This window comes from Paenibacillus xylanexedens, assembly GCF_017874615.1.
In the GTDB taxonomy this organism is placed as follows: domain Bacteria; phylum Bacillota; class Bacilli; order Paenibacillales; family Paenibacillaceae; genus Paenibacillus; species Paenibacillus xylanexedens.
The window spans coordinates 130,445-150,359 of record NZ_JAGIKV010000019.1; the positions used below are offsets into that span (position 1 = coordinate 130,445).

The following is a 19,915-nucleotide window of genomic DNA, read 5'->3' on the forward strand; positions in this document are numbered from 1 at the left end:
ATGTTCCGATGACAAAGTTCAAACTCCCACTATTCACTGCCCCAACAAAAAAAGCACTGCGGGCATACTGCCAGCAGTGCTTGCTTAGTGTTATACAGGTCTTACCGTAAAGGTGAAGTGATACGCGCGGTTGGCTGGCAAGGTGTATTCGGCATGGGTACGTGCGCTCCAGCTGTCATCTCCGCCAACACCCATTTGTTTGTAATTGATGCGTGCGACAGTCTGTGTGCTCTGAGGTAATTTGTACACATGGTCGTTTGCTTCCAGTTCCTCTGGTGTCCACGGCAACGCATTGATTTCAAATGGTATGGTGGCTTCAACATGAAGGCCAAGCTGACCATCCGCTGACGTAATTTCTGCAAAGCGTACATCCGTTTTGTTACCACACTCTTGTGGCTTCAGATATGGAACAAATTGATCTCGAACCGCACCTGTGTAATAGCCGAGACGTGCACTGGTTAGACGGTCTGCATAATTGTCATGCGGGCCTCTGCCGTACCAAGAGATTGTATCCAAGCGGTTATTCAGTTGTAGCAGCATACCAAATTCCGGTAGATCAGGTAAGCCTACGCCTGGAATAAGGGTTTGACTGATTTCCAATACACCATCCGCATCAATTCGGTATGTGATGGACAGCGTACATCCCGGATGTTGATCCCACGTATAATCGGTCGTTACGAGAATACCTTGCTCGTCTGCATGGTGCTCAAAGCGAATTAATCTGCTGGTAGCGTGAGCATCTCTCCAGAAGGCAGAACGCTCATTCAGGCGGTTCCCCATATCATTGTCTGTCATGGCTCTCCAGAAATTCGGCCGGACAGGTGCGAGCAATTGATCCTGATTGTTGATCTGATAGGACGTTAACGCGCCAGTGGCTGGATTGAAGCTCAACGTGACTTGGCCTGTAGATACTTTCAATTCATCTTGCAGATCCTGTAACTGCGGCGCATTGTCTTGGCCTTGACGCATCGGTTGGATTGGACGTAATCGCGGAGATACCACGAATTGATCCCAGGCAATCTCATGACCTATTCCTGCCCATTTGGTTGCCACTTTTGTAACCAAGGATACAGTCAGCACCGCTTCCTTGAGCAAATCAGACGATGGCGTGTATGGGATACGCACTTCAACCGATTCGCCAGGAGGTACCGCGATATCGAGCGTGCCGTTCTCTACGGATACACCATCGTGTGTTACTGTCCACACGAGCGAATATTCGCTCAGATCCGTGAACAGGAACTGGTTTCGGATGCGTAGCAGGCCGTCTTTTACATCAGTAGCTTCCATACGAACGTTCTGATAACATTTCTTCACTTCTTCAAGCTTCGGCGTAACTGTCTTATCGGCCAGAATCAGTCCGTTCCCGCAGAAATTGCCATCATGAGGAGATTCACCGAAATCGCCGCCATAAGCAAAATATTCTACACCGTCTGCCGTAGTGGTACGAATGGACTGATCGACCCAGTCCCAGATGAATGCACCCTGCAACACATCATATTTATCGAACAACTCCCAATACAGATGCAGACCTCCACAGGAGTTACCCATGGCATGGCTGTATTCGCAGATAATATAAGGCTTCTTAGGTCCCTTCATGCGCGCGTACTGCTCCACATCTTGTGGGCTGATATACATTGTCGATTCAATATCGCTTGCCGAATCAGAAGGGCGATAATGGAAAGTCCCTTCATAATGAACGAGACGTGTTGGATCGACTTGTTTCAGATAATCGTACATGGCGATGAAGTTATCGCCGCCGAAGGATTCATTACCCAGAGACCAGATAATAACGGACGGATGGTTTTTGTCCCGCTGGAACATCGAGTTACAGCGATCTATTACGTTATTACGCCATTCCGGTTTGCTCGCGGGAATATTGTTCTCGTTCATTTCCTTTTGCCCATATTCCCAGGTGCCGTGAGTTTCCAGATTCGTTTCGTCAATGACATAAAGGCCATATTCATCACACAGTTCGTACCAGAGAGACTGATTTGGATAATGGGATGTGCGCACGGCGTTAACGTTATAGGACTTCATCAACTCGATGTCACGGATCATGTCTTCCCGCCCAATGGCTCGACCCTTATCCGGGGAAAATTCATGACGATTCACGCCTTTGAACACAATGCGTTTGCCATTGATTTGCATCAGGCCGTCCTTCAGTTCAAACTTGCGGAATCCGATCCGGCTGCGGACCGCTTCCAGTGTTTCGCCTGATTCGTCCTGAATGGACAGCACAAGTGTATACAGATGAGGGGACTCAGCGCTCCATAGAAGCGGATTGATAACCTCTGCTGACAACTGGAATGAAAGTTCATCCTCGCCCTGGAACGTAACGGCCGCAGTAAGTGGTTGCTTCAGCACAGTCTGCTGTTGTGCATCATAGAGCTGCGCCTGAACGGACAATCCGGTAGGGGTCTGCGCGGCATTATGATTAAATAATTTCAAATCCAGCAGAAGCTCTGCATCCTGATACGCGTCATCCAGTTCAGTACGAACAAAGAAATCGGCGATCTGAACCGGTGAAGGTGAATGCAGGTATACACCACGGAAGATTCCACTTAACCGCCAGAAATCCTGATTCTCCAGCCAGCTTGCGTCACACCAGCGATATACCTCTACAGCGAGCTTGTTCTCACCTTCCGTTAGATACGAAGTGATATCGAATTCTGCGGGCGTGAACGTGTCCTCACTATAACCGACGAGTTCCCCGTTAACCCATACATAAAAGGCGGATTCAACACCCTCGAAGTGCAGCAGGACAGGACGGTCTTTCCAGTCAGCAGGAACCGTAAACGTGCGGATGTACGAACCCACCGGATTATAAGTTGTTGGTGCAAATGGTGGCTTCAGTTCAGGCTCACGCTCGACCCACGGGTACGTCATATTTGTATAGTGGGGATAATCGTACCCTTGTAGTTGCCAGTTGGAAGGAACGGCGATCTCGTCCCAGTCACTGGCATCATAGTTGTTCTCATAAAAGGATGTAATCCGTTGCTCTGGTGTCTCCGCAAAGGCAAACTTCCACTGACCATTCAGTGATTCGTACCATGGCGATGCGTTGGATTCACTCGACAATGCTTCTGTTATAGATGGAAACGCTACCATAGAAGCATGTGCGGGTAGACGGTTTACTTGAAAAGTCTCGGGATTATTGTTCCATTCCGGGTATCCATTTGCCGGAGGGGTGTGTACCAGTTTCTTTCGCATAACAGCAACTCCTTCTGAAATGTTATAATATTGTCATTATAGAATTGAATGATGACTTAGAGAATAAAGAATATTGCCCATATATATCACAATATGAAACTAACGATGAAGGAAGTGGTGTACTGGATGGATACCCGGATTTTTTTTGGTAAAACAGAAGAAGCTGCTCGCCTGCCGATCTATATGACCACGGTTGGTTACTGGGAACACCAATATGAAACCGAGCGTCCAGAGGGGTTCCCGGATTATCAGATCCACCAGATTATTCATGGTCAGGGGAGACTGATTATACAAGAAGACGAGTATATCGTTGGACCGGGTGACGTTTTCTTTCTGTATCCCGATGTCCCGCATCGATATATGCCCATTAGTGACCGTTGGGAGCTAGCTTGGGTCTCGTTTCAGGGGAGAGAAGCCAGCCAGTTATTATCTTATGCGGGGATAACCGGTTCACGCGTATGCAGACTCAGGACAGCAACGCTGCTGCGTGGCCTGGAGCAACTTCTGGTTAGAGGAGAGAATGGCGGTGATACGGATTACGCAGATTACGATGTTGAATGCTCCAAACAATTATATGCCCTGCTGCTGGATCTGAAGCCACTACTCATCGCATCCGCCAATTATAATGATGAACTGGAGCGCTTGAAGCCTGTGCTGCGTTATATCGCAGAGCATCTGGATCGTTCACTTTCGCTGAAGGAACTGGCCGATGTGGCTGTGGTATCTCCCCAATATTTGTGCAGGCTGTTTCAGAGGGCACTCCATACCAGACCTGTATTTTACGTGAACCAGGAACGGATCAATCGAAGCAAACAACTCATGTTCAGTGAGAGAGAGCTTCGAATATATGAAGTGGCTGATCGGGTGGGTTACGAGAATGCCAGTTATTTCTGTGCGATGTTTAAAAGGCATACAGGCATGAGTCCGGAACGTTTTCGCAAACTGCACGGACTGAATTGAAAGCCTGAATACTATTATTCATTTTGAATTTTGATCTCTTATTCATCCCAATTTCAGTTTCCATTAAGGTTGGGAAGGTAAGATAAGTCTTGTAAACCCCTTCTCGTGTTAAATAGATGTGTGACTGGCCCTATCGGATTGTCCTCCGGTAGGGCACTTTTTTTTCTTCATTTCTGCGGTTGGTGGTATGATAGATGAATACATAATGTGTAACCAACTCTAGTGACCGGAGGATGGAATTGTGGATCACAGTTTGCACCCGTTGTTTAAGCCTATTCAGATGAATGGAACGTACCCTAACAGTTATTATGTTGAGAAAGTACCTGCTGCTGGTCTGATGGCTTATGTGGCCTGTTATTGGGAATCAGGATCTCTTCCGAACACACATGCGGATGTTGCTAAGAGAGAAGGTCCAGAGCGATCGATGATGACGGTACCTGCCCGGGTATTACCGGATGGTTGCACGGACATGCTGATTACATACGACCCGGTCTGTTCAAAGCACTCCTATGCTTACTGTGGCAATTATACACATCCGTTCGCTGTACCTGAGCCATCCGATGATGGTTCCCCTGCTGGAGACTACACCTTTGGTGTCCGGTTCTTCCCGGGTGGAGCGCATGTCTTCCATGGCATGCCTCTGGAGTGGTTTACGGATAAGCGAATTGCCCTTCAGGAATGTTGGCCGGAGAAGCTGAACGAGCTTCAGGAACGGATGGCCGAAACGAATCATTTTGCAGAGCGAGTAGAGGTTATGAATGCGTACTTGAGTCCGTTGCCCGTGCAGGCAAGCACATCTGAGAACGATCTGATGAAAAACGTGCTGCACCGCATCTTTATCGATGGGGGACGTATGAGTGTCCAAGAGCTGGCGATTCGTGAAGTGATCAGTGAACGGCAGTTGCATCGCAAGTTCTCGGAATGGGTCGGAATCAGCCCCAAACGATTCAGTGAGGTGGTTCGTTTTCATCGTGTGCTGAGTGATATTCATCAGGGGAACACGGCAGACTGGGCAATGCTTGCCCAGAATCATGGATTTTTTGACCAAGCCCATCTAATTCGGCAGTTTCGCAAGTTTTATGGAGAGACTCCGTTGACGGCAGCTAGGGAGCATGGCAGAATGTTGTCCGATTTGTACAATAGATCTGTAGCACCTTCGGTTATACTGAAGTCGTGAGAATAAAAGATAAGGGAGACATCATATATGAATGGAACATTGCAGATTCGGGATCACTTGTTAAATGAATTGGAAACAGGCGTACGGACGGGGGCTTCGTTAATTCGCTTGATCCGTTCGGAGGATTGGTCGTATCGTCCACAGGAGAATATGCGTTCATTGGTGGAGCTAGTGCATCATTTTATCCAAATCACGGCATCCGATCTTGCCATTATGCAGGAAAAAGGTGAAGCTGAGGTTGGGATAGTGGAGAATAGCCTGTTGGGGATTGAAGATATCGAGAAGCTTGAAGCAACATTATGGAGCAATTTCGAATCCTACAAAGCCTATATCACGGGATTGAGCGAAGATGACTTTTTGAATCGTTCAACAAAAGCTTTTTATATGGAACATGGTCACTTGCAGGTTCAATGGCAGATTGAAACGGTAACGCATGTATTCCATCACCGTTCACAGCTGTATAACTATCTCAAGCAGCAGGGCCATGAACTGAACTTTTTCATGCTGTATGCGTAATTAAACTTGTTATATTAAAGTAAGCTTAGTTGGCTCTACCGGATGGTCCGGTGGGGCTTTTTTTGCGTACAGTCGTCTATCAATCTTTGAAGTCTATCAAAATTGGACATTATGACGCTGGTAATTCACCGTTGCTTTAATAGATTTCAAGCATAGAATACCGTATCAAAGCAAAAGGAGGTGATTTGAAATGGCCATCATTTCTCACAACCTTCCAGCCGGAGTGGGCAAGTCCTTCTATGAAAATCTGTCTGGAGGCGCCAATGCGACCGTTGCGGTAAACAATTTCGGACCCGCTGCGGTATCGCTCGTTATCACTCGAGTCGACGCACCAGTCGTAACGTATGTCATTCCAGTGAACAGCGGCCTTATCATCACAGCAAGCGGCGTTCTGGTTTTCGCTTTGCTCGCGAACCAGGGCGGAGATGCTGTAGGAACGATTGAAGTTATTTTGTCGTAATCCTGATCGTTGTAGCTTGTACAGACCTCTGTCCGACATTGTCGGCGGGGTCTCTTTAATAGAAGTGTAATATGGAGAGCAGGCTTTTGTACTATAGTATTTATACATATTGTTTACTGGAAACCTCATGCGATTAATCTATAGTATAGACAGGTATAGGCAGCACACTGAGATGTGTTGGAAAAACGGGAGGTTATCGATGATGAATAGAACAATCTTATTTGACACGGAACGGTTGGAATGTGCGACTTGGAACGAAGGAGATCGTGCGCTGGCGTTTGCATTGTGGGGCGATCATGAGGTTGCCAAATGGATTAGCGGCAAGGGATTTCTGAGCGAGGATGAAGTAGAAGCGAGATTAACACAGGAGATTCAAAGGCAGAAGGAAGCGGGTGTGCAGTATTGGCCCCTTTTTGAGAAAGATTCCGAGGTGTTTGTCGGTTGCTGTGGCCTGCGTCCGTATTCTCCGGAAGAGGAGATCTATGAACTGGGATTTCATCTAACCCGGGATCACTGGGGGAAAGGGTATGCACAGGAAGCCGCGCGAGCGGTGATTGATTATGCCTTTGACAAAATGAACGTGAAGGCACTGATTGCCGGGCATCATCCGGATAATGAAGTGTCACGTCACATCTTGATCAAGCTGGGATTTGAGTATACAGGTGAAGAACGTTATGAACCGACAGGAAAGATGCATCCATCGTATATGCTGCGAAAATAAGAAACCCCGACCAATGAAGGACAGGGATTGGGTGAGTCTTGATCCGAATACCATGTTGTTCTCAATGGGCACAGATGAGATTGAGGGCACCTGGTTTTCTCTTTTTTATAGAGCTAATTCATTCGAAACAATGCGATGTGCGGTGACGATTTGCCCGGTGCTGTCTTTTCCCCACACTGAAATTTCAGTTAGTGCAGCTGCGCCTCCACCCGTTGTGAATACATATTCGTATCCATCCAGGTTGGCATAGTAGGTTTGAGAGAAGACTTGCCCGGGGGTCAGATTAACGGATTGCAGCACATATAAGGTCCTCGTTCCATTCAGGAAATAACCTTCAATGAGTACATTGGACGTATTGATGGAATCGGTGTTGACCATTTTGATGGTGACCTGTTGTGTAGGTCTGCTGCCACCGGAGAGGTTGTTCTCGATCGGGCCTGTAGAAAGGACTGCCATAGGTCCATCTCCTTTTTTTTATGAATGTCTTTTCCTGAGAAAAGCTAGAATAGCATATGTTAGAATTGACGAAAGCGTTTGGACAGAGAGATATATGTACTGAATGAAAAGGAGTGACTGAATCTTCTGTCCAAAGGGGATATATGTTTTCATGCTTTTTTTATTTCGCTTTCAGCTTCTATTAAGGTAGCGGAGGTAAGATAAGTCTTGTAAACCCCTTCTCGTGTTAAATAGATGTGTGACTGACCCCGCCGGGCGCCGGTGGGGTATTTTTTTGTTTGATTTTCAAATAAACAAAACTAAACAAAACTAAACAAAACTAAACAAAAGTAAATAAAAGTATATTTCTGTGTTTGTTATTGACTATCAAAGATAAACAAAGGTATAATGAATGTGAAATAAGGAACTTACTATGTGCGTGGCAAGCCATTTGATTTTCAATATAAGGAGAGATTGATCATGAACGTGACCCTTACCAATGAGACAACGCAGGCTGCAGGTTTTGATATTCCATTTGTCCGTGAGATGGCCGAAATTACACAACATATGTGGAAAAATGGCTGGGATGAGCGCAATGGTGGTAATGTCAGCTATCTGCTGGAGGAAGAGGAAGTTGCCCAATATATCGATATCCATCATGTGATTCGCAAGATCAAACCGGCATTTTCGGTGCAAGAGCTGGCAGGCAAGTATTTTATCGTGACCGCATCTGGGAAATATTTCAAAAATGTACTCGCTGATCCGGAGAGTAATCTGGGGTTGCTACGTGTATCGCAAGATGGACAGGAGCTGGAAGTGCTCTGGGGATTGAAGTCGGGGGCGAATCCAACGAGTGAGTTGCCTACGCATTTCATGAGCCATATCGAACGTTTGAAATTGGACTCCAACCACCGGGTTGTCATGCACAACCATGCCACTCATGTATTGGCTATGACGTTTATCCACGAATTGGATGAAGCAAAATTCACCAAGACCCTCTGGCAGATGTGCACGGAGTGTGTGGTTGTATTTCCGGATGGGATTGGCATTATTCCATGGATGATTCCTGGATCGAATGAGATTGGCCGCGAAACGGCTGAGAAAATGAAAGAATACCACGCGGTCATCTGGCCGCAACATGGCATCTTTGGAACAGGTACAACGATTGACGAAGCATTTGGTCTGATCGAGACGATTGAGAAGGCAGCCCAAGTGTATATGCTGGTTGCTGGTCACGAGATCAGGCAGAGAATTACGGATGAGCAGCTAATCACACTGGCGCAAGCGTTTGGTGTTACCCCTCGTCCCGGCATTCTGGGCCCAGTTAATATAGTCAACGCATAGATCAAGGAAATGGTCTTTGGTTCATTGAACCAAAGACCATTTCCTTTTTTTTGACGAACAATCGTCATTTTGGTTCAAAAAAGTTCAAATTGCTGAACAAGAATGGCTTTGTTATCGATTATTGAATCGTAGAATGCATTATCACGCGCTGGCGAAATTCGGGTGAAATGACGTATTGTCAACGGCTCTGCGATTTTGCATAATAACAATGCTTCACAGATGAGAGACGGAAGGAAGTTATGATCATGCTTGGCAAAATGAAGAGAATCTTAATAGGCAAGCCCATGAAATCGGCTGAACTGGATGGAGAAAAATTAGGGAAATGGAAGGCACTTGCCATCCTGTCCTCTGATGCCCTATCGTCCGTTGCCTACGGTACGGAACAGATTTTGCTGGTGCTCGTTGCTGCCGGATTCGCCGCCCTGTGGTATTCTGTTCCGATTTCCATCGCCGTACTGGGATTACTCGTCATTTTAATTTTTTCTTATCGCCAGACGATATTTGCTTATCCAACAGGGGGCGGCGCTTATATCGTAGCCAAGGATAACCTGGGTACAACATCCAGTCTGATTGCCGGAGGATCTCTGCTGGTCGATTATATTTTGACCGTTGCGGTAAGTTCGTCCGCAGGGACGGATGCGATTACGTCGGCTTTTCCTATGCTGCATGACTACAGTGTTGTGATTGCTCTGATTATGATTGTTTTTCTAACCATTATGAATTTGCGGGGAGTGACGGAGTCAGCGTCTGTGCTGGCGATCCCCATTTATCTGTTTATCTTTTCGATTGCGGTTCTGATTATCTCGGGCGGAATCAAATTTCTTGCCGGGGGGATGGAAGCAGCTGCACCAGAATTCGGAACTAGTCTATCCCATGTGAGTATGTTTCTGTTATTAAAAGCATTTAGCTCCGGTTGTTCGGCCTTGACTGGCGTGGAAGCGGTAAGTAACGCAATCCCGAACTTCAAGCAGCCTGCTGAGAAAAATGCCGCGGGTACATTACTGCTCATGGGTTGTATATTGGGAGCCATGTTCATCGGTATCACCTTACTGGCTTATGGGTACGGAGTGAAGCCTGATCCCAAAGCAACGGTCATTTCCCAGATTGCTGAAGCGACGTTTGGCAGGGGCACGATGTATTTTATCATCCAAGGTGTAACGGCACTGATCCTGTTCCTCGCAGCCAACACAGCTTATTCGGCTTTTCCGCTGTTATCCTTCATGATGGCAAAGGATAAATACATGCCGCATGCATTTATGGTCAGAGGAGACCGCCTTGGTTTCTCAAACGGGATCATTTTTCTTAGTGTGATGTCTGCGCTGCTGGTGGTCGGGTTCAAAGGTAATACGGAAAGCCTGATTCCGCTCTATGCGGTAGGGGTGTTCATTCCATTTACGCTGTCACAGCTCGGTATGATGATTCGCTGGATCAAAGTCAAACCGTCTGGCTGGCAGATGAAGTTGCTGGTCAATACCGTCGGTATGCTGACTACATTATCGATTACTCTGATCTTTATTTTCACCAAGTTCACACAGACATGGGTCATCTTTATCTTTTTGCCGCTCGTTGTTTATGTGTTCATGCGTATTCACCGTCATTATTGCAACATTGCAGATGAGCTACGGATTGATATTCAGGTCGATAAGCCAGCTAAAAAAGGCAATACGATAGTCATTCCTGTTGCGGGCATTACCCGGGTTGTTATGAATACGATCAGTTACGCCCAGACGATGTCGGATCACGTGGTCGCACTTTACATTGGCTTCGATGATGAGGCCATACGCAAGATGGAGCAGAAGTGGGAAGAATGGAATCCAGGTGTTCGTCTGGTTGTGATCAAATCGAGATACCGTAGCATTATGGGGCCGCTGAAGAAATTTATTGATACCGTAGAGTGGAAAACGGCCGAGACCGATCACATCACCATATTGATTCCACAATTCATCACTAAGCACTGGTGGCAAAATGTACTGCACAACCAGACCAGCTTCATGATCCGGGCCTATCTGATCAATTACAAAGACGTGATTGTCACCACGGTGCCATATCATCTTAATCGTTAACTCGAACGGTTAATCGCTTTACCTCGTTTGGAAGATTTACAGATTATTGTAAAATGAGTCGCTTTTATTAATAGACAAACGTTCATATTCCATTTACACATCAAACCGCAGGGATATCTCCAAACAGGGGAGTTCCTGCGGTTTTTTGTCATGAAATCTAATTCTAATTCCGGCGTAGAGTTGATCCCTGGTTCCGTAAAGTCCCTTGTCCATGATTAACGTTACGTTGATTCAGAATGAATTTTGCTGTGACATTCGACTCGTACACTAGATAACGTGGTGCTGAAGTTGATGTAACATCTCACACACACTGAATGCGTGAAACAAGGGGGAAGAAAATCCGATGAGTGAGCTTGATAACCGGATCAGCTTGCCCGCCGCCAAAAGGCGTGTATCCGGTACGAGTGAGCGCCGGACAGTCTCGCTGCGTGTGCAGCGAATGCGGGAGAATATGCTGGCCTATGGTTTCCTGGCACCATCGCTGCTTTTGTTTGCAGTGTTTCTGTTTTACCCGATGTTTAAGTCCGTTTACCTCAGTCTGCATTCCACAGATCCGACGGGACAGATTGCAGCTTATGTAGGACTGGATAACTTCAAGGCCGTGTTCCAATCAGGACTGTTCATGCAAGGGATGAAAGTGACGTTACTATTTGTCCTGTTTACAGTCCCCACGGGTATTCTGGCTGCTCTGATTCTGGCTGCACTGACTCACAACCGATTCAAGGGAATGCGTGTGTTCCAGTTTGTATTCTCGCTGCCCGTGGTGTTATCCGTTGGTTCGTCAGCGGTCATCTGGAAGTTTCTGTTCCATCCGACCTTGGGCATGCTGAATTATCTGCTTGGCAAAGTAGGCATCGATCCAATTCCCTGGCTTACCAGCCCGGATTGGGCATTGATTTCGATCTCCATCATGACGATCTGGATGAACCTTGGATTCAACTACATTATTCTATCCAGTGGTTTGGCGGGCATCCCGGATGAGATCTACGAGAGCGCCAAGATTGACGGCGCAGGGCCATTGCTGACGTTTCGCAAAATCTCGATGCCGCTACTGTCACCAACGTTATTCTTTGTCACGGTCGTATCGATCATTGGCGCTTTTCAATCGTTCGGTCAGATCAACATTCTAACCCGGGGTGGCCCGATGGACAGTACAAATGTTTTTGTATATTCCATCTATCAGGAAGCCTTCGTTAATTTCCGCTTTGGTACAGGTAGTGCGCAGGCACTGATCCTGTTCGTGGTGATTATGCTGCTGACCCTGATCCAGTTCAAATGGGTAGAAAGGAAAGTGCATTACCAATGAGTGCTACATGGACCAAAACGCTGTTGTATGTATTACTGACCATCTGTGCAGCGCTTGTGCTGTATCCGGTGATGTACACCTTTTTCATGGCCGTGATGACGCCGGAAGATGCGAGCGCTTATCCGCCGCATATCATTCCAAATTCAATCGATCTGTCCAACTTTAGCGAAGTATTCGATATTGTTCCGATCGGTCGATTTATCGGCAATACCTTTCTTGTCGCAGGACTGACAACGCTTGGTCAATTGATTACAGCGAGTATGGCAGCCTATGCTTTTACGAAAATGCAGTTCAAAGGCAAAAACGTCATCTTCAGCATGTTTGTCGCAACGATGATGATTCCATGGGAAGTGACGATGATCCCCAACTACCTGACGGTTCGCAGTTGGGGCTGGCTAGATAGTTACCAGGGGCTTACCGTGCCATTTCTGGCAACGGCGTTTGGTACATTCCTGCTAAGACAGTTCTTCATGCAGCTACCCAAGGAATTGTTCGAGGCGGCGAAGATCGACGGTTGTGGTCATATTCGCTATTTCATATCGCATGTCTTGCCTTTGTCCCGTCCGGCACTTGGAACACTGGCAATCTATTCATTCCTTAGCATGTACAATTCGTATCTCTGGCCGCTGCTGGTGACAAACACACCGGAAATGAGAACCGCACAGATCGGAATCTCGATGCTGGAGTTCCAGGAATCCACAGCGTGGAATCTTGTATTTGCCGGAACAGCCATGGTCATTCTACCATCCTTGTTGCTATTGATTTTCGGGTTGAAACAGCTTGTCCGCGGAATGGCCGCAGGCGCGCTGAAGGGGTAGGGAGAGAAAGTTTTACAACTATTTAATTGAAGTGGAAGCTCTGAAGGTTTTGATCTAAAGATTTTAATTTAGAGGTTTTGAATTAAACCTTGTATCTTCGTACAAGGCCCACGGTTTGGATACCAGGAGCGAATAAAATGAGGCTCGTGCTTCAAATAAAATGTTGAAATGAACGACGGTAGTAGTGGAGGGGACGAAATCGATTCTGAAGAAGCAAAGCGTTCGCCTTTATCCCCGGATTTTCCCCTTTGAGAGGGGGAATGAGAAAAATCCGGGGATAACAGCGATCAAAAGAACGATTCGTAACCGTAACGGCCACACCGCGTCATCCCCAAGATTTTATTGTACGCGAGTCATATAAAAGGAGAGCGATTATGAACGGATTTCGTATAAAAAAAAGAGGAACATTTGCATTAATGCTGGCTGCACTCATGTTGGTCATCTCCGCTTGCGGAACGAAAGCAGAAACAAGCAGCCCGGCAAGTGGCGCACCAGCAGAAGCAGCCGCCGCTGAAACAACACAATTGACGTGGTGGCACTCCATGTCTGGAGCTGGGGAGAAAGCCATTAACCAACTCGCTTCCGACTTTAACGCTAGCCATCCAGAGATTCAGGTGAAGCCCATCTATCAAGGGAAGTACGATGAAAGTCTGAACAAACTCAAAGCATCCATGGGCTCAGACAGCGGTCCTGACATTATCCAGGTCTACGAGATCGGTAGCAAGTTCATGATCGATTCGGGCATGATTACGCCAGTACAACAGTTCATCGACAAGGATCAGTTCGACCTGTCCCAACTGGAGCCAAACATTATCCGATACTACACGATCGATGGCAAACTGAACGCTATGCCGTTTAACACATCGAACCCGATCTTGTACTACAACAAGGATATGTTCAAAGCAGCAGGTCTGGACCCGGAGAACCCGCCGAAGACGTATGAAGAGTTTGAGCAAGCGGCAAAAGCACTGGCGAAAGACGGTAAGCCAGGTGCATCCATGGCGATCTACGGCTGGTTTATGGAACAGTTCTTCGCAAACCAGAATGCAGATTATGTAAACAATGGAAACGGAAGAACCGAAGCAGCTACAGAGTCTCTGCTGAACTCCGAAGCTGGAGTGAAGACATTAACGTGGTGGAAAAAGATGATTGATGAGAAGACTCTCTCTAATCTGGGACGTAGCACAGACGATACAACAGCAGCATTTACCGCTCAGCAAATCGGTATGACCCTCGATTCCACGGCTGGCCTGCGCAAAATCGTAGAAGGTTCAGGTGGCAAGTTTGAACTGGGAACAGGTTTCCTGCCTCGTCCAGCGGATGCCAAAGAAGGCGGCGTTGTAGTGGGTGGAGCGAGCTTGTACATCATGAACAACAAATCAGAAGCTCAACAGCAAGCAGCATGGGAATTCATCAAGTACTTGGCTACACCAGAGGTGCAAGCGAACTGGAGTGTTGCGACAGGATACTTCCCTATTACGACAGCAGCCTACGAAGAGCAAGTATTAAAGGATAATATGGCGAAGTACCCGCAATTCCAGACAGCAGTCGACCAATTGCACGCTTCCGCGGATTCGACAGCAACATCCGGGGCATTAATGGGTGTATTCCCTGAAGCCAGACAACTTGTGGAAGGAGCGATTGAAACGGTCCTGAATGGACAAGGTACACCACAGGAAGCATTGGATGCAGCAGCCAAACAAATTACAGAAAAGATTGCGCAATATAACAGTACGGTGAAGAAATAATTGTAGGCTAATCTCAAAATAAAGATACGGCGATCATTCCTGATCGTCGTATTGTTATGCCTGTGTCTTGAAATTCTATAAGACTTAAGTCTGATTTTTCTTGAGAAGGGATGGAAAGATGCTGCAAATAAATGTCGAAATACTAAGCGATTTATATCTTATGTGTTAATTTATCTGACGTAAATAGTTTAATGTGCACATAAACATGACTTAAAAAGATCGAAAAGACATGATTTTGATCTGAAATTAGTCCTAATTAGCTTTAAAAAATAGAAAATAGTTTCTTTCTGTAATGTATATGTTCTATTTTCTTTCAAATCGAAGAAATATTGTTTACACCATTCTGTTATTCAGTTATCTTATATTTGAACTAATGTACAAGCTGTCTGAACAAATGATTATGATTATAATTTAAAAACATGGAGGTAAGTAAAAAATGCATGTTCTGCAAATGAAGAGGTTGCTCAGGTTGTTCCTGGCCATGGTCCTGCTCATCACAGGTGCAATTCCGGCTGGATTGTTCAGCAGTAAGGCAGCCGCGGCGGATGAGCCTTTAACTGTTGCTCAAGCGATCGCTCGCAACAATGATGGATTACCGGGGACGGTGGAAGGATATGTTATTGGGTATTTTGATGGTTCAAAAAATAAACTGCAAACTATAGCTCCGTTCAGTGGAGGCAGTAATTTTGGACTTGCGGACAATCCAGGTGAAACAGATTTAAATAAGATCCTTTCTGTTCAAATCCCTAATATAATTTCAGTACGAAATACGTTTGGATTGAATAGCAACCCCGAACTTCTTGGAAAGAAAGTTAGAGTAACCAATGGGACGCTAACTTCTTATCTCTTACTACCTGGCATCAAATACATTGACTCCTCTTCAACAACCTTCCAACTAATCGATGAGGCACCTGAAACTAAAGTGGCAAGCGTCAGAGCTAATCCATCCTCTGGTGCTGTTCCGGTAGGAACGCAGGTTACATTGGAAACACCCACAGTCGGTGCAACCGTTTACTATAAGCAAAATACGGACGCTGATTATCTTCCCTATACCGTGCCCATTACAATAAATGATGCGATTCACATTGAAACCTACGCAGCCAAAGAGGGGATCGACAATAGTGATGTTACCAGTTTTGATTATACCCTTGTCGACACAATTCCTATTTCAATCTCAGATGCAAGAAAAGCAACTGAAAATACGACCGTTAGCGTTCAAGGCATTGTAACCTATAGCGAATTGTCCGGAAGTGTATCGAATCTGTATATTCAGGATAACGATGCCGGGATCGTTGTGCGCGGTAATGCTTCTGGTATAGAAGTTGGAGACCAAATTGAAGCCTATGGGCCAATTACGATTTACAATGGCCTTGTTCAGGTTGAAGCAAGCAAATCTGGATTTCAGGGTGGCTATATTCGGACTGTCGAAAAGTCACAGGATCTACCTTCACCTGTATCGCTAAACTCATCCCATTTTGTTCCAGGTGCGGGGGGGGAGTAAGGGTTCTGGAGGGCAGTATGAAGGGATGCTTGTCGAAGTAAACAATATTAAAGTGACAAAAAGAAACACGCCCACTTACACGGCGACAGATGAACATGGCGGGGAAATGCTGATTTATGCCAAAAACAGCCCGTCAGCTCTCTCCGTTGGCAAATCGTATCATAAAGTGACAGGAGTCTTGACTTACCATTCCACTTACGGTCTGGAGTTGATTCCTCGAACGGCGTCGGATATTCTGGAGGATTTGCTCTCCGTAACAGCGAGCACACCTTCCGGTGGTATTGTAAAAGGAACGGAAGTTACGTTGTCTTCCCCTTATGTAGGTGCCCAAATTTTCTATACACTGGACGGTTCTGAACCAACTGAGAATTCCATGAAATACACACAGCCTATTACGATTACTCAAAATCAAATCATTAAAGCTGTTGCCACTGCTGATAGCAGAGTAAGCACCATTTTTTCTTTTGAATATACTGCGGTGGATCGGGTGGATGGTGTACGTATTCACGAAATTCAGGGGGCAGGCCATTATTCCATCTATGATGGATTGAATGTACAGAATGTAGATGGGATTGTTACATCTCTAGTTAACGCAGATTCATTCTATATGCAATCCATTCCTGGTCAGGAAGATGGAGATCCGGCAACTTCTGAGGGGATTTTAATCTATAAGAAAGATCATGGAATGAAAGTCAAGGACCAGGTAAAGGTTGCCGGCAAGGTGAAAGACTATGCAGCAAGTGCAACAGACTTGCCAACCACTGAAATTGTAGCTTCTGAGATTACGTTGGAACAACCCGATGTTGGATTGCCACAATCCGTAATCATTGGAAAAGGTGGCCGCGTAATACCGAAAGTCATTGATTCGGATGGATTGGGCCAGTTTAACCCTGACGTGGATGCCATAGACTTTTATGAAAGTTTGGAAGGCATGCGTATTCAATTAGATGATGCTACTATTCTCGGACCTTATTCTTACAATCCTGGATTAGCAGTAACGGTAGACAACGAACCAAATGATTCATTGCAGACTCCGGCAGGAGGATTAATCTTACGTGGAGACGGAGCAGGAAAGTTTGAGAGTTCTCTAAATCCTCAACGTTTGTTAATTAATAAAAAACCTCCTCAATCTGTGACAACGGGTGATAAATTTAGAGGATCCATTAAAGGTGTGCTTTCTTATTCGGGTGGTAATTATAAGGTTAACTTGGAAGGCGATTTGCCTCCGATTACGTCCAATGGTTTGAAACAAGCAACAACATCAATTGAGCCACAACAAGAAAAGCTGACTGTTGCCACGTTTAATGTCGAGAACTTCAGCAAAAAAGATGCAACACGAGCCAATAAAATCGGTAAAATTATCGTGGATAATCTGAAAACGCCAGACATATTAGGAATAATGGAAGTTCAGGATAACGATGGTGATGCCGACACGGGTAAAACAGTAGCCGATGAGAGTTTTCAGACACTAATTGATGCAATCAAAGCGAATAAAGGACCCACATATCAATACAGTGAGATTGCTCCGGAAAATAATAAGGATGGCGGGGCACCAGGTGCCAACATTCGTGTAGGATTCCTGTATCAGCCGGACCGTGTATCGTTAGCTGCTGGTGTTAGCAAAGGTAATGCCACGACAGCAATCGCAGTCAAAGCAGACGGTAGTCTCTCGGTTAATCCGGGGCGTATTGCACCAGGTGACGAGGCATTTTCCAGTTCCCGCAAACCGCTCGCAGCAGAGTTTGAATTTAATGGTGAACGTGTGGTTGTTATCGCTAACCATTTCAATTCTAAGGGTGGGGATTTAGCCCCATTTGGAAATATTCAGCCTGTAACTCGCATTAGTGAAGTACAGCGTGCGCAGCAAGCAACGGTTGTCAATAAATTTGTCAATGAATTAATCAATAAGGACCCGGATGTAAATGTTGCTGTCCTCGGGGACTTTAATGACTTCCAGTTCTCGAAAACATTGAGCATTGTCGAAGGTAATGAACTGGACAATCTGGTAAATAAACTGCCTGAGAACAAGCGTTATTCCTATATTTATGACGGAAACTCTCAGACATTGGATCACATTTTGGTTAGTAAAAACCTGACGGATAACGCAGCCATTGAAGTGGTGCATGTGAATGCTGACTTTGAAACAGCAGATGGTCGAGTGAGCGATCATGATCCATTGCTTGCACAATTAACCTTTATAGATAACGGAAATGGAAGCAATCCTGGTAATGGTGGCGGGAATAATGGAAGTAATCCGGGTAGTGGTAACAGCGGTGGAGGGTCTACAACACCTACCCCGCCCGTAACTCCAACCACACCGACTACACCAACCAATCCTACGAATCCTACTACGCCAACCGTTCCGGGTGATGGAGGTACTAATCCAACCACTCCGGTTGTAGACCTGAAGGACATCGGGAATCACTGGGCAGCAGTTGCCATTGAACAGGCCATTTCCCGGGGAATTGTGAAGGGGTATCAGGATGGTAATTTCCGTCCGAATGCACCAGCTACACGCGCCGAATTCATTGTTATGTTGGGAAGAGCATTTGAACTTCCAGCCAGCAACAAGGCATTGACGTTTAAGGATGCTGCCGGGATACCTGCATGGGCACAATCTTTTATTGCTCAGGCAGTGGATCAAGGCATCATTAGTGGGTATACGGATGATACGTTCCGTTCATCGGGTAAAGTATCGCGGGTAGAGATGACAGTTATGCTCGTCAGAGCACTCGGCCTCCGGGTACAGTCGAATCCGGCACTGAGTTTCGCGGACGCAGATAAAGTACCGGCGTGGGCTGTTCCATATATCGCTGCTGCATATGATGCAGGACTGGTGAAGGGAACAGGCAAAAAAATGTTTAACCCCCTTGCTGAAGCAACACGTGCTGAAGTGGTGACCTTGTTATTGTTGGCAAGCGAATTTCAGGCGAAGTAATAAAGACTAGTCAATCTTCCTATGAAAAGGAAGCCAAAACCAGTTTTAACCTGAAACGCTAAACTCCTTTACTCTAATGAAAACAGCATGCAGATTTCCATCTGCATGCTGTTTTTTTACTAATTAATGCCTGTTAATTTTCACCAAGTGAAGGTATAGTAGACAGGATTATATTGAAGGAGTGTTGAAGACATGCAAGAACAACCCGTTTTAATCGCACTATTTGCCATAGCGGCAGGAATTTTTAGTTTGCTCGGTGGTATCAACAATTGGGACTGGTTTATGAAGAGTTTTAGAGCAGGGATTTTTGTGAAAACCATTGGACGTCAGGGTGCAAGAGTGGTGTATGGTATTCTCGGTGTTGTCATGATTGCCATTGGTGTACTATTGTTGCTGATTGGTGAAGTGTAGGAAAAGAAAAGAAAAAAATTGCAGATCCTGAGTACATAATTCAATTTCACAGCCTTTAATGTAGAAGGTAACGATTAGTACGTTTAGCTTTATGCTTGAGATTTTCGAAGTTAGTTAGGGTGTGGAGATTATCATTTTAAAATGTCTTGAAGCCCAAGCCTTTATACCCTGGGGAAAGGGAGACACTTCATATCCTTGAATAAGACGTCTCCGATTCGTTGCTATGAACGTTTTTGTCAAGCCCATCACAAAATGCTGCTTTTCGCCGAAGCCCTAAGCGCGGGAGTCCATATGCGAGCGACGGTTG

Annotated in this window: 15 protein-coding genes; 13 read left to right on the forward strand and 2 right to left on the reverse strand. The window is 45.9% G+C overall.

Translation table 11 applies throughout. From position 1 onward, the window contains the following. Positions 1–90: 90 nt before the first annotated feature. A complete protein-coding gene (gene lacZ / locus J2Z28_RS22390; RefSeq protein WP_211084348.1) occupies positions 91–3,210 on the reverse strand; it encodes a beta-galactosidase, LacZ type in 3,120 nt (1,039 codons plus the stop codon). A gap of 126 nt (positions 3,211–3,336) precedes the next feature. On the opposite strand from lacZ, the gene J2Z28_RS22395 reads away from it, so the two are divergent. From J2Z28_RS22395 to J2Z28_RS22415, 5 genes are all read left to right on the forward strand, one after another. Continuing rightward, positions 3,337–4,170: a helix-turn-helix transcriptional regulator gene (locus J2Z28_RS22395; protein WP_047841994.1), complete on the forward strand. Its 834-nt coding sequence runs from the start codon at positions 3,337–3,339 to the stop codon at positions 4,168–4,170. Between the two features lie 241 nt (positions 4,171–4,411). Then, on the forward strand, positions 4,412–5,347 hold the full coding sequence (locus J2Z28_RS22400; protein ID WP_211084349.1) for a helix-turn-helix domain-containing protein: 936 nt from the start codon (positions 4,412–4,414) through the stop codon (positions 5,345–5,347). 27 nt (positions 5,348–5,374) lie between these two features. Further along, positions 5,375–5,863, forward strand: a complete 489-nt coding sequence (locus J2Z28_RS22405) for a DinB family protein (protein ID WP_211084350.1) — start codon at positions 5,375–5,377, stop codon at positions 5,861–5,863. Between the two features lie 190 nt (positions 5,864–6,053). Further along, entirely contained in the window at positions 6,054–6,323 is a 270-nt protein-coding gene (locus J2Z28_RS22410) for a hypothetical protein (RefSeq protein WP_211084351.1), read from the forward strand. 199 nt (positions 6,324–6,522) lie between these two features. Beyond that, complete coding sequence (locus J2Z28_RS22415; RefSeq protein ID WP_211084352.1) at positions 6,523–7,044, forward strand: GNAT family N-acetyltransferase; 522 nt, start codon at positions 6,523–6,525, stop codon at positions 7,042–7,044. 105 nt (positions 7,045–7,149) lie between these two features. Here J2Z28_RS22415 and J2Z28_RS22420 read toward each other — a convergent pair whose 3' ends face one another. Next, on the reverse strand, positions 7,150–7,500 hold the full coding sequence (locus J2Z28_RS22420; protein WP_211084353.1) for a hypothetical protein: 351 nt from the start codon (positions 7,498–7,500) through the stop codon (positions 7,150–7,152). A 459-nt stretch (positions 7,501–7,959) separates the two neighbouring features. Between J2Z28_RS22420 and rhaD the strand changes: the two genes are divergently transcribed. The 8 genes from rhaD to J2Z28_RS22460 all read left to right on the forward strand — a co-directional run bounded on the left by rhaD (position 7,960) and on the right by J2Z28_RS22460 (position 19,608). Next, positions 7,960–8,823: a rhamnulose-1-phosphate aldolase gene (gene rhaD, locus J2Z28_RS22425; protein ID WP_211084354.1), complete on the forward strand. Its 864-nt coding sequence runs from the start codon at positions 7,960–7,962 to the stop codon at positions 8,821–8,823. A gap of 245 nt (positions 8,824–9,068) precedes the next feature. Next, on the forward strand, positions 9,069–10,886 hold the full coding sequence (locus J2Z28_RS22430) for an APC family permease (protein WP_036669004.1): 1,818 nt from the start codon (positions 9,069–9,071) through the stop codon (positions 10,884–10,886). Between the two features lie 343 nt (positions 10,887–11,229). Then, entirely contained in the window at positions 11,230–12,192 is a 963-nt protein-coding gene (locus tag J2Z28_RS22435) for a carbohydrate ABC transporter permease (protein WP_211084355.1), read from the forward strand. Further along, positions 12,189–13,010, forward strand: coding sequence for a carbohydrate ABC transporter permease (locus J2Z28_RS22440; RefSeq protein WP_211084356.1), 822 nt, complete (start codon positions 12,189–12,191; stop codon positions 13,008–13,010). The genes J2Z28_RS22435 and J2Z28_RS22440 overlap by 4 nt, the downstream gene beginning before the upstream one ends. A gap of 374 nt (positions 13,011–13,384) precedes the next feature. After that, the gene (locus J2Z28_RS22445; RefSeq protein WP_211084357.1) at positions 13,385–14,758 is read left to right on the forward strand and encodes an ABC transporter substrate-binding protein; all 1,374 of its coding nucleotides are present in this window, start codon (positions 13,385–13,387) and stop codon (positions 14,756–14,758) included. 469 nt (positions 14,759–15,227) lie between these two features. After that, on the forward strand, positions 15,228–16,259 hold the full coding sequence (locus tag J2Z28_RS22450) for a DUF6359 domain-containing protein (RefSeq protein WP_211084358.1): 1,032 nt from the start codon (positions 15,228–15,230) through the stop codon (positions 16,257–16,259). A 25-nt stretch (positions 16,260–16,284) separates the two neighbouring features. After that, the gene (locus J2Z28_RS22455) at positions 16,285–19,197 is read left to right on the forward strand and encodes an S-layer homology domain-containing protein (RefSeq protein WP_211084359.1); all 2,913 of its coding nucleotides are present in this window, start codon (positions 16,285–16,287) and stop codon (positions 19,195–19,197) included. 192 nt (positions 19,198–19,389) lie between these two features. After that, positions 19,390–19,608 (forward strand): immunity 17 family protein, encoded by a 219-nt coding sequence (locus J2Z28_RS22460; RefSeq protein ID WP_211084360.1) that lies wholly within the window; start codon positions 19,390–19,392, stop codon positions 19,606–19,608. Positions 19,609–19,915 lie beyond the last annotated feature (307 nt).

Excerpts from the sequence above, each read along its gene's own strand:
- lacZ (WP_211084348.1), bottom strand. The coding sequence starts at position 3,210 with ATGCGAAAGAAACTGGTACACACCCCTCCGGCAAATGGATACCCGGAA.
- J2Z28_RS22395 (WP_047841994.1), top strand. The coding sequence starts at position 3,337 with ATGGATACCCGGATTTTTTTTGGTAAAACAGAAGAAGCTGCTCGCCTG.
- J2Z28_RS22405 (WP_211084350.1), top strand. The coding sequence starts at position 5,375 with ATGAATGGAACATTGCAGATTCGGGATCACTTGTTAAATGAATTGGAA.
- J2Z28_RS22410 (WP_211084351.1), top strand. The coding sequence starts at position 6,054 with ATGGCCATCATTTCTCACAACCTTCCAGCCGGAGTGGGCAAGTCCTTC.
- J2Z28_RS22415 (WP_211084352.1), top strand. The coding sequence starts at position 6,523 with ATGATGAATAGAACAATCTTATTTGACACGGAACGGTTGGAATGTGCG.
- J2Z28_RS22420 (WP_211084353.1), bottom strand. The coding sequence starts at position 7,500 with ATGGCAGTCCTTTCTACAGGCCCGATCGAGAACAACCTCTCCGGTGGC.
- rhaD (WP_211084354.1), top strand. The coding sequence starts at position 7,960 with ATGAACGTGACCCTTACCAATGAGACAACGCAGGCTGCAGGTTTTGAT.
- J2Z28_RS22430 (WP_036669004.1), top strand. The coding sequence starts at position 9,069 with ATGCTTGGCAAAATGAAGAGAATCTTAATAGGCAAGCCCATGAAATCG.
- J2Z28_RS22435 (WP_211084355.1), top strand. The coding sequence starts at position 11,230 with ATGAGTGAGCTTGATAACCGGATCAGCTTGCCCGCCGCCAAAAGGCGT.
- J2Z28_RS22440 (WP_211084356.1), top strand. The coding sequence starts at position 12,189 with ATGAGTGCTACATGGACCAAAACGCTGTTGTATGTATTACTGACCATC.
- J2Z28_RS22445 (WP_211084357.1), top strand. The coding sequence starts at position 13,385 with ATGAACGGATTTCGTATAAAAAAAAGAGGAACATTTGCATTAATGCTG.
- J2Z28_RS22455 (WP_211084359.1), top strand. The coding sequence starts at position 16,285 with ATGCTTGTCGAAGTAAACAATATTAAAGTGACAAAAAGAAACACGCCC.
- J2Z28_RS22460 (WP_211084360.1), top strand. The coding sequence starts at position 19,390 with ATGCAAGAACAACCCGTTTTAATCGCACTATTTGCCATAGCGGCAGGA.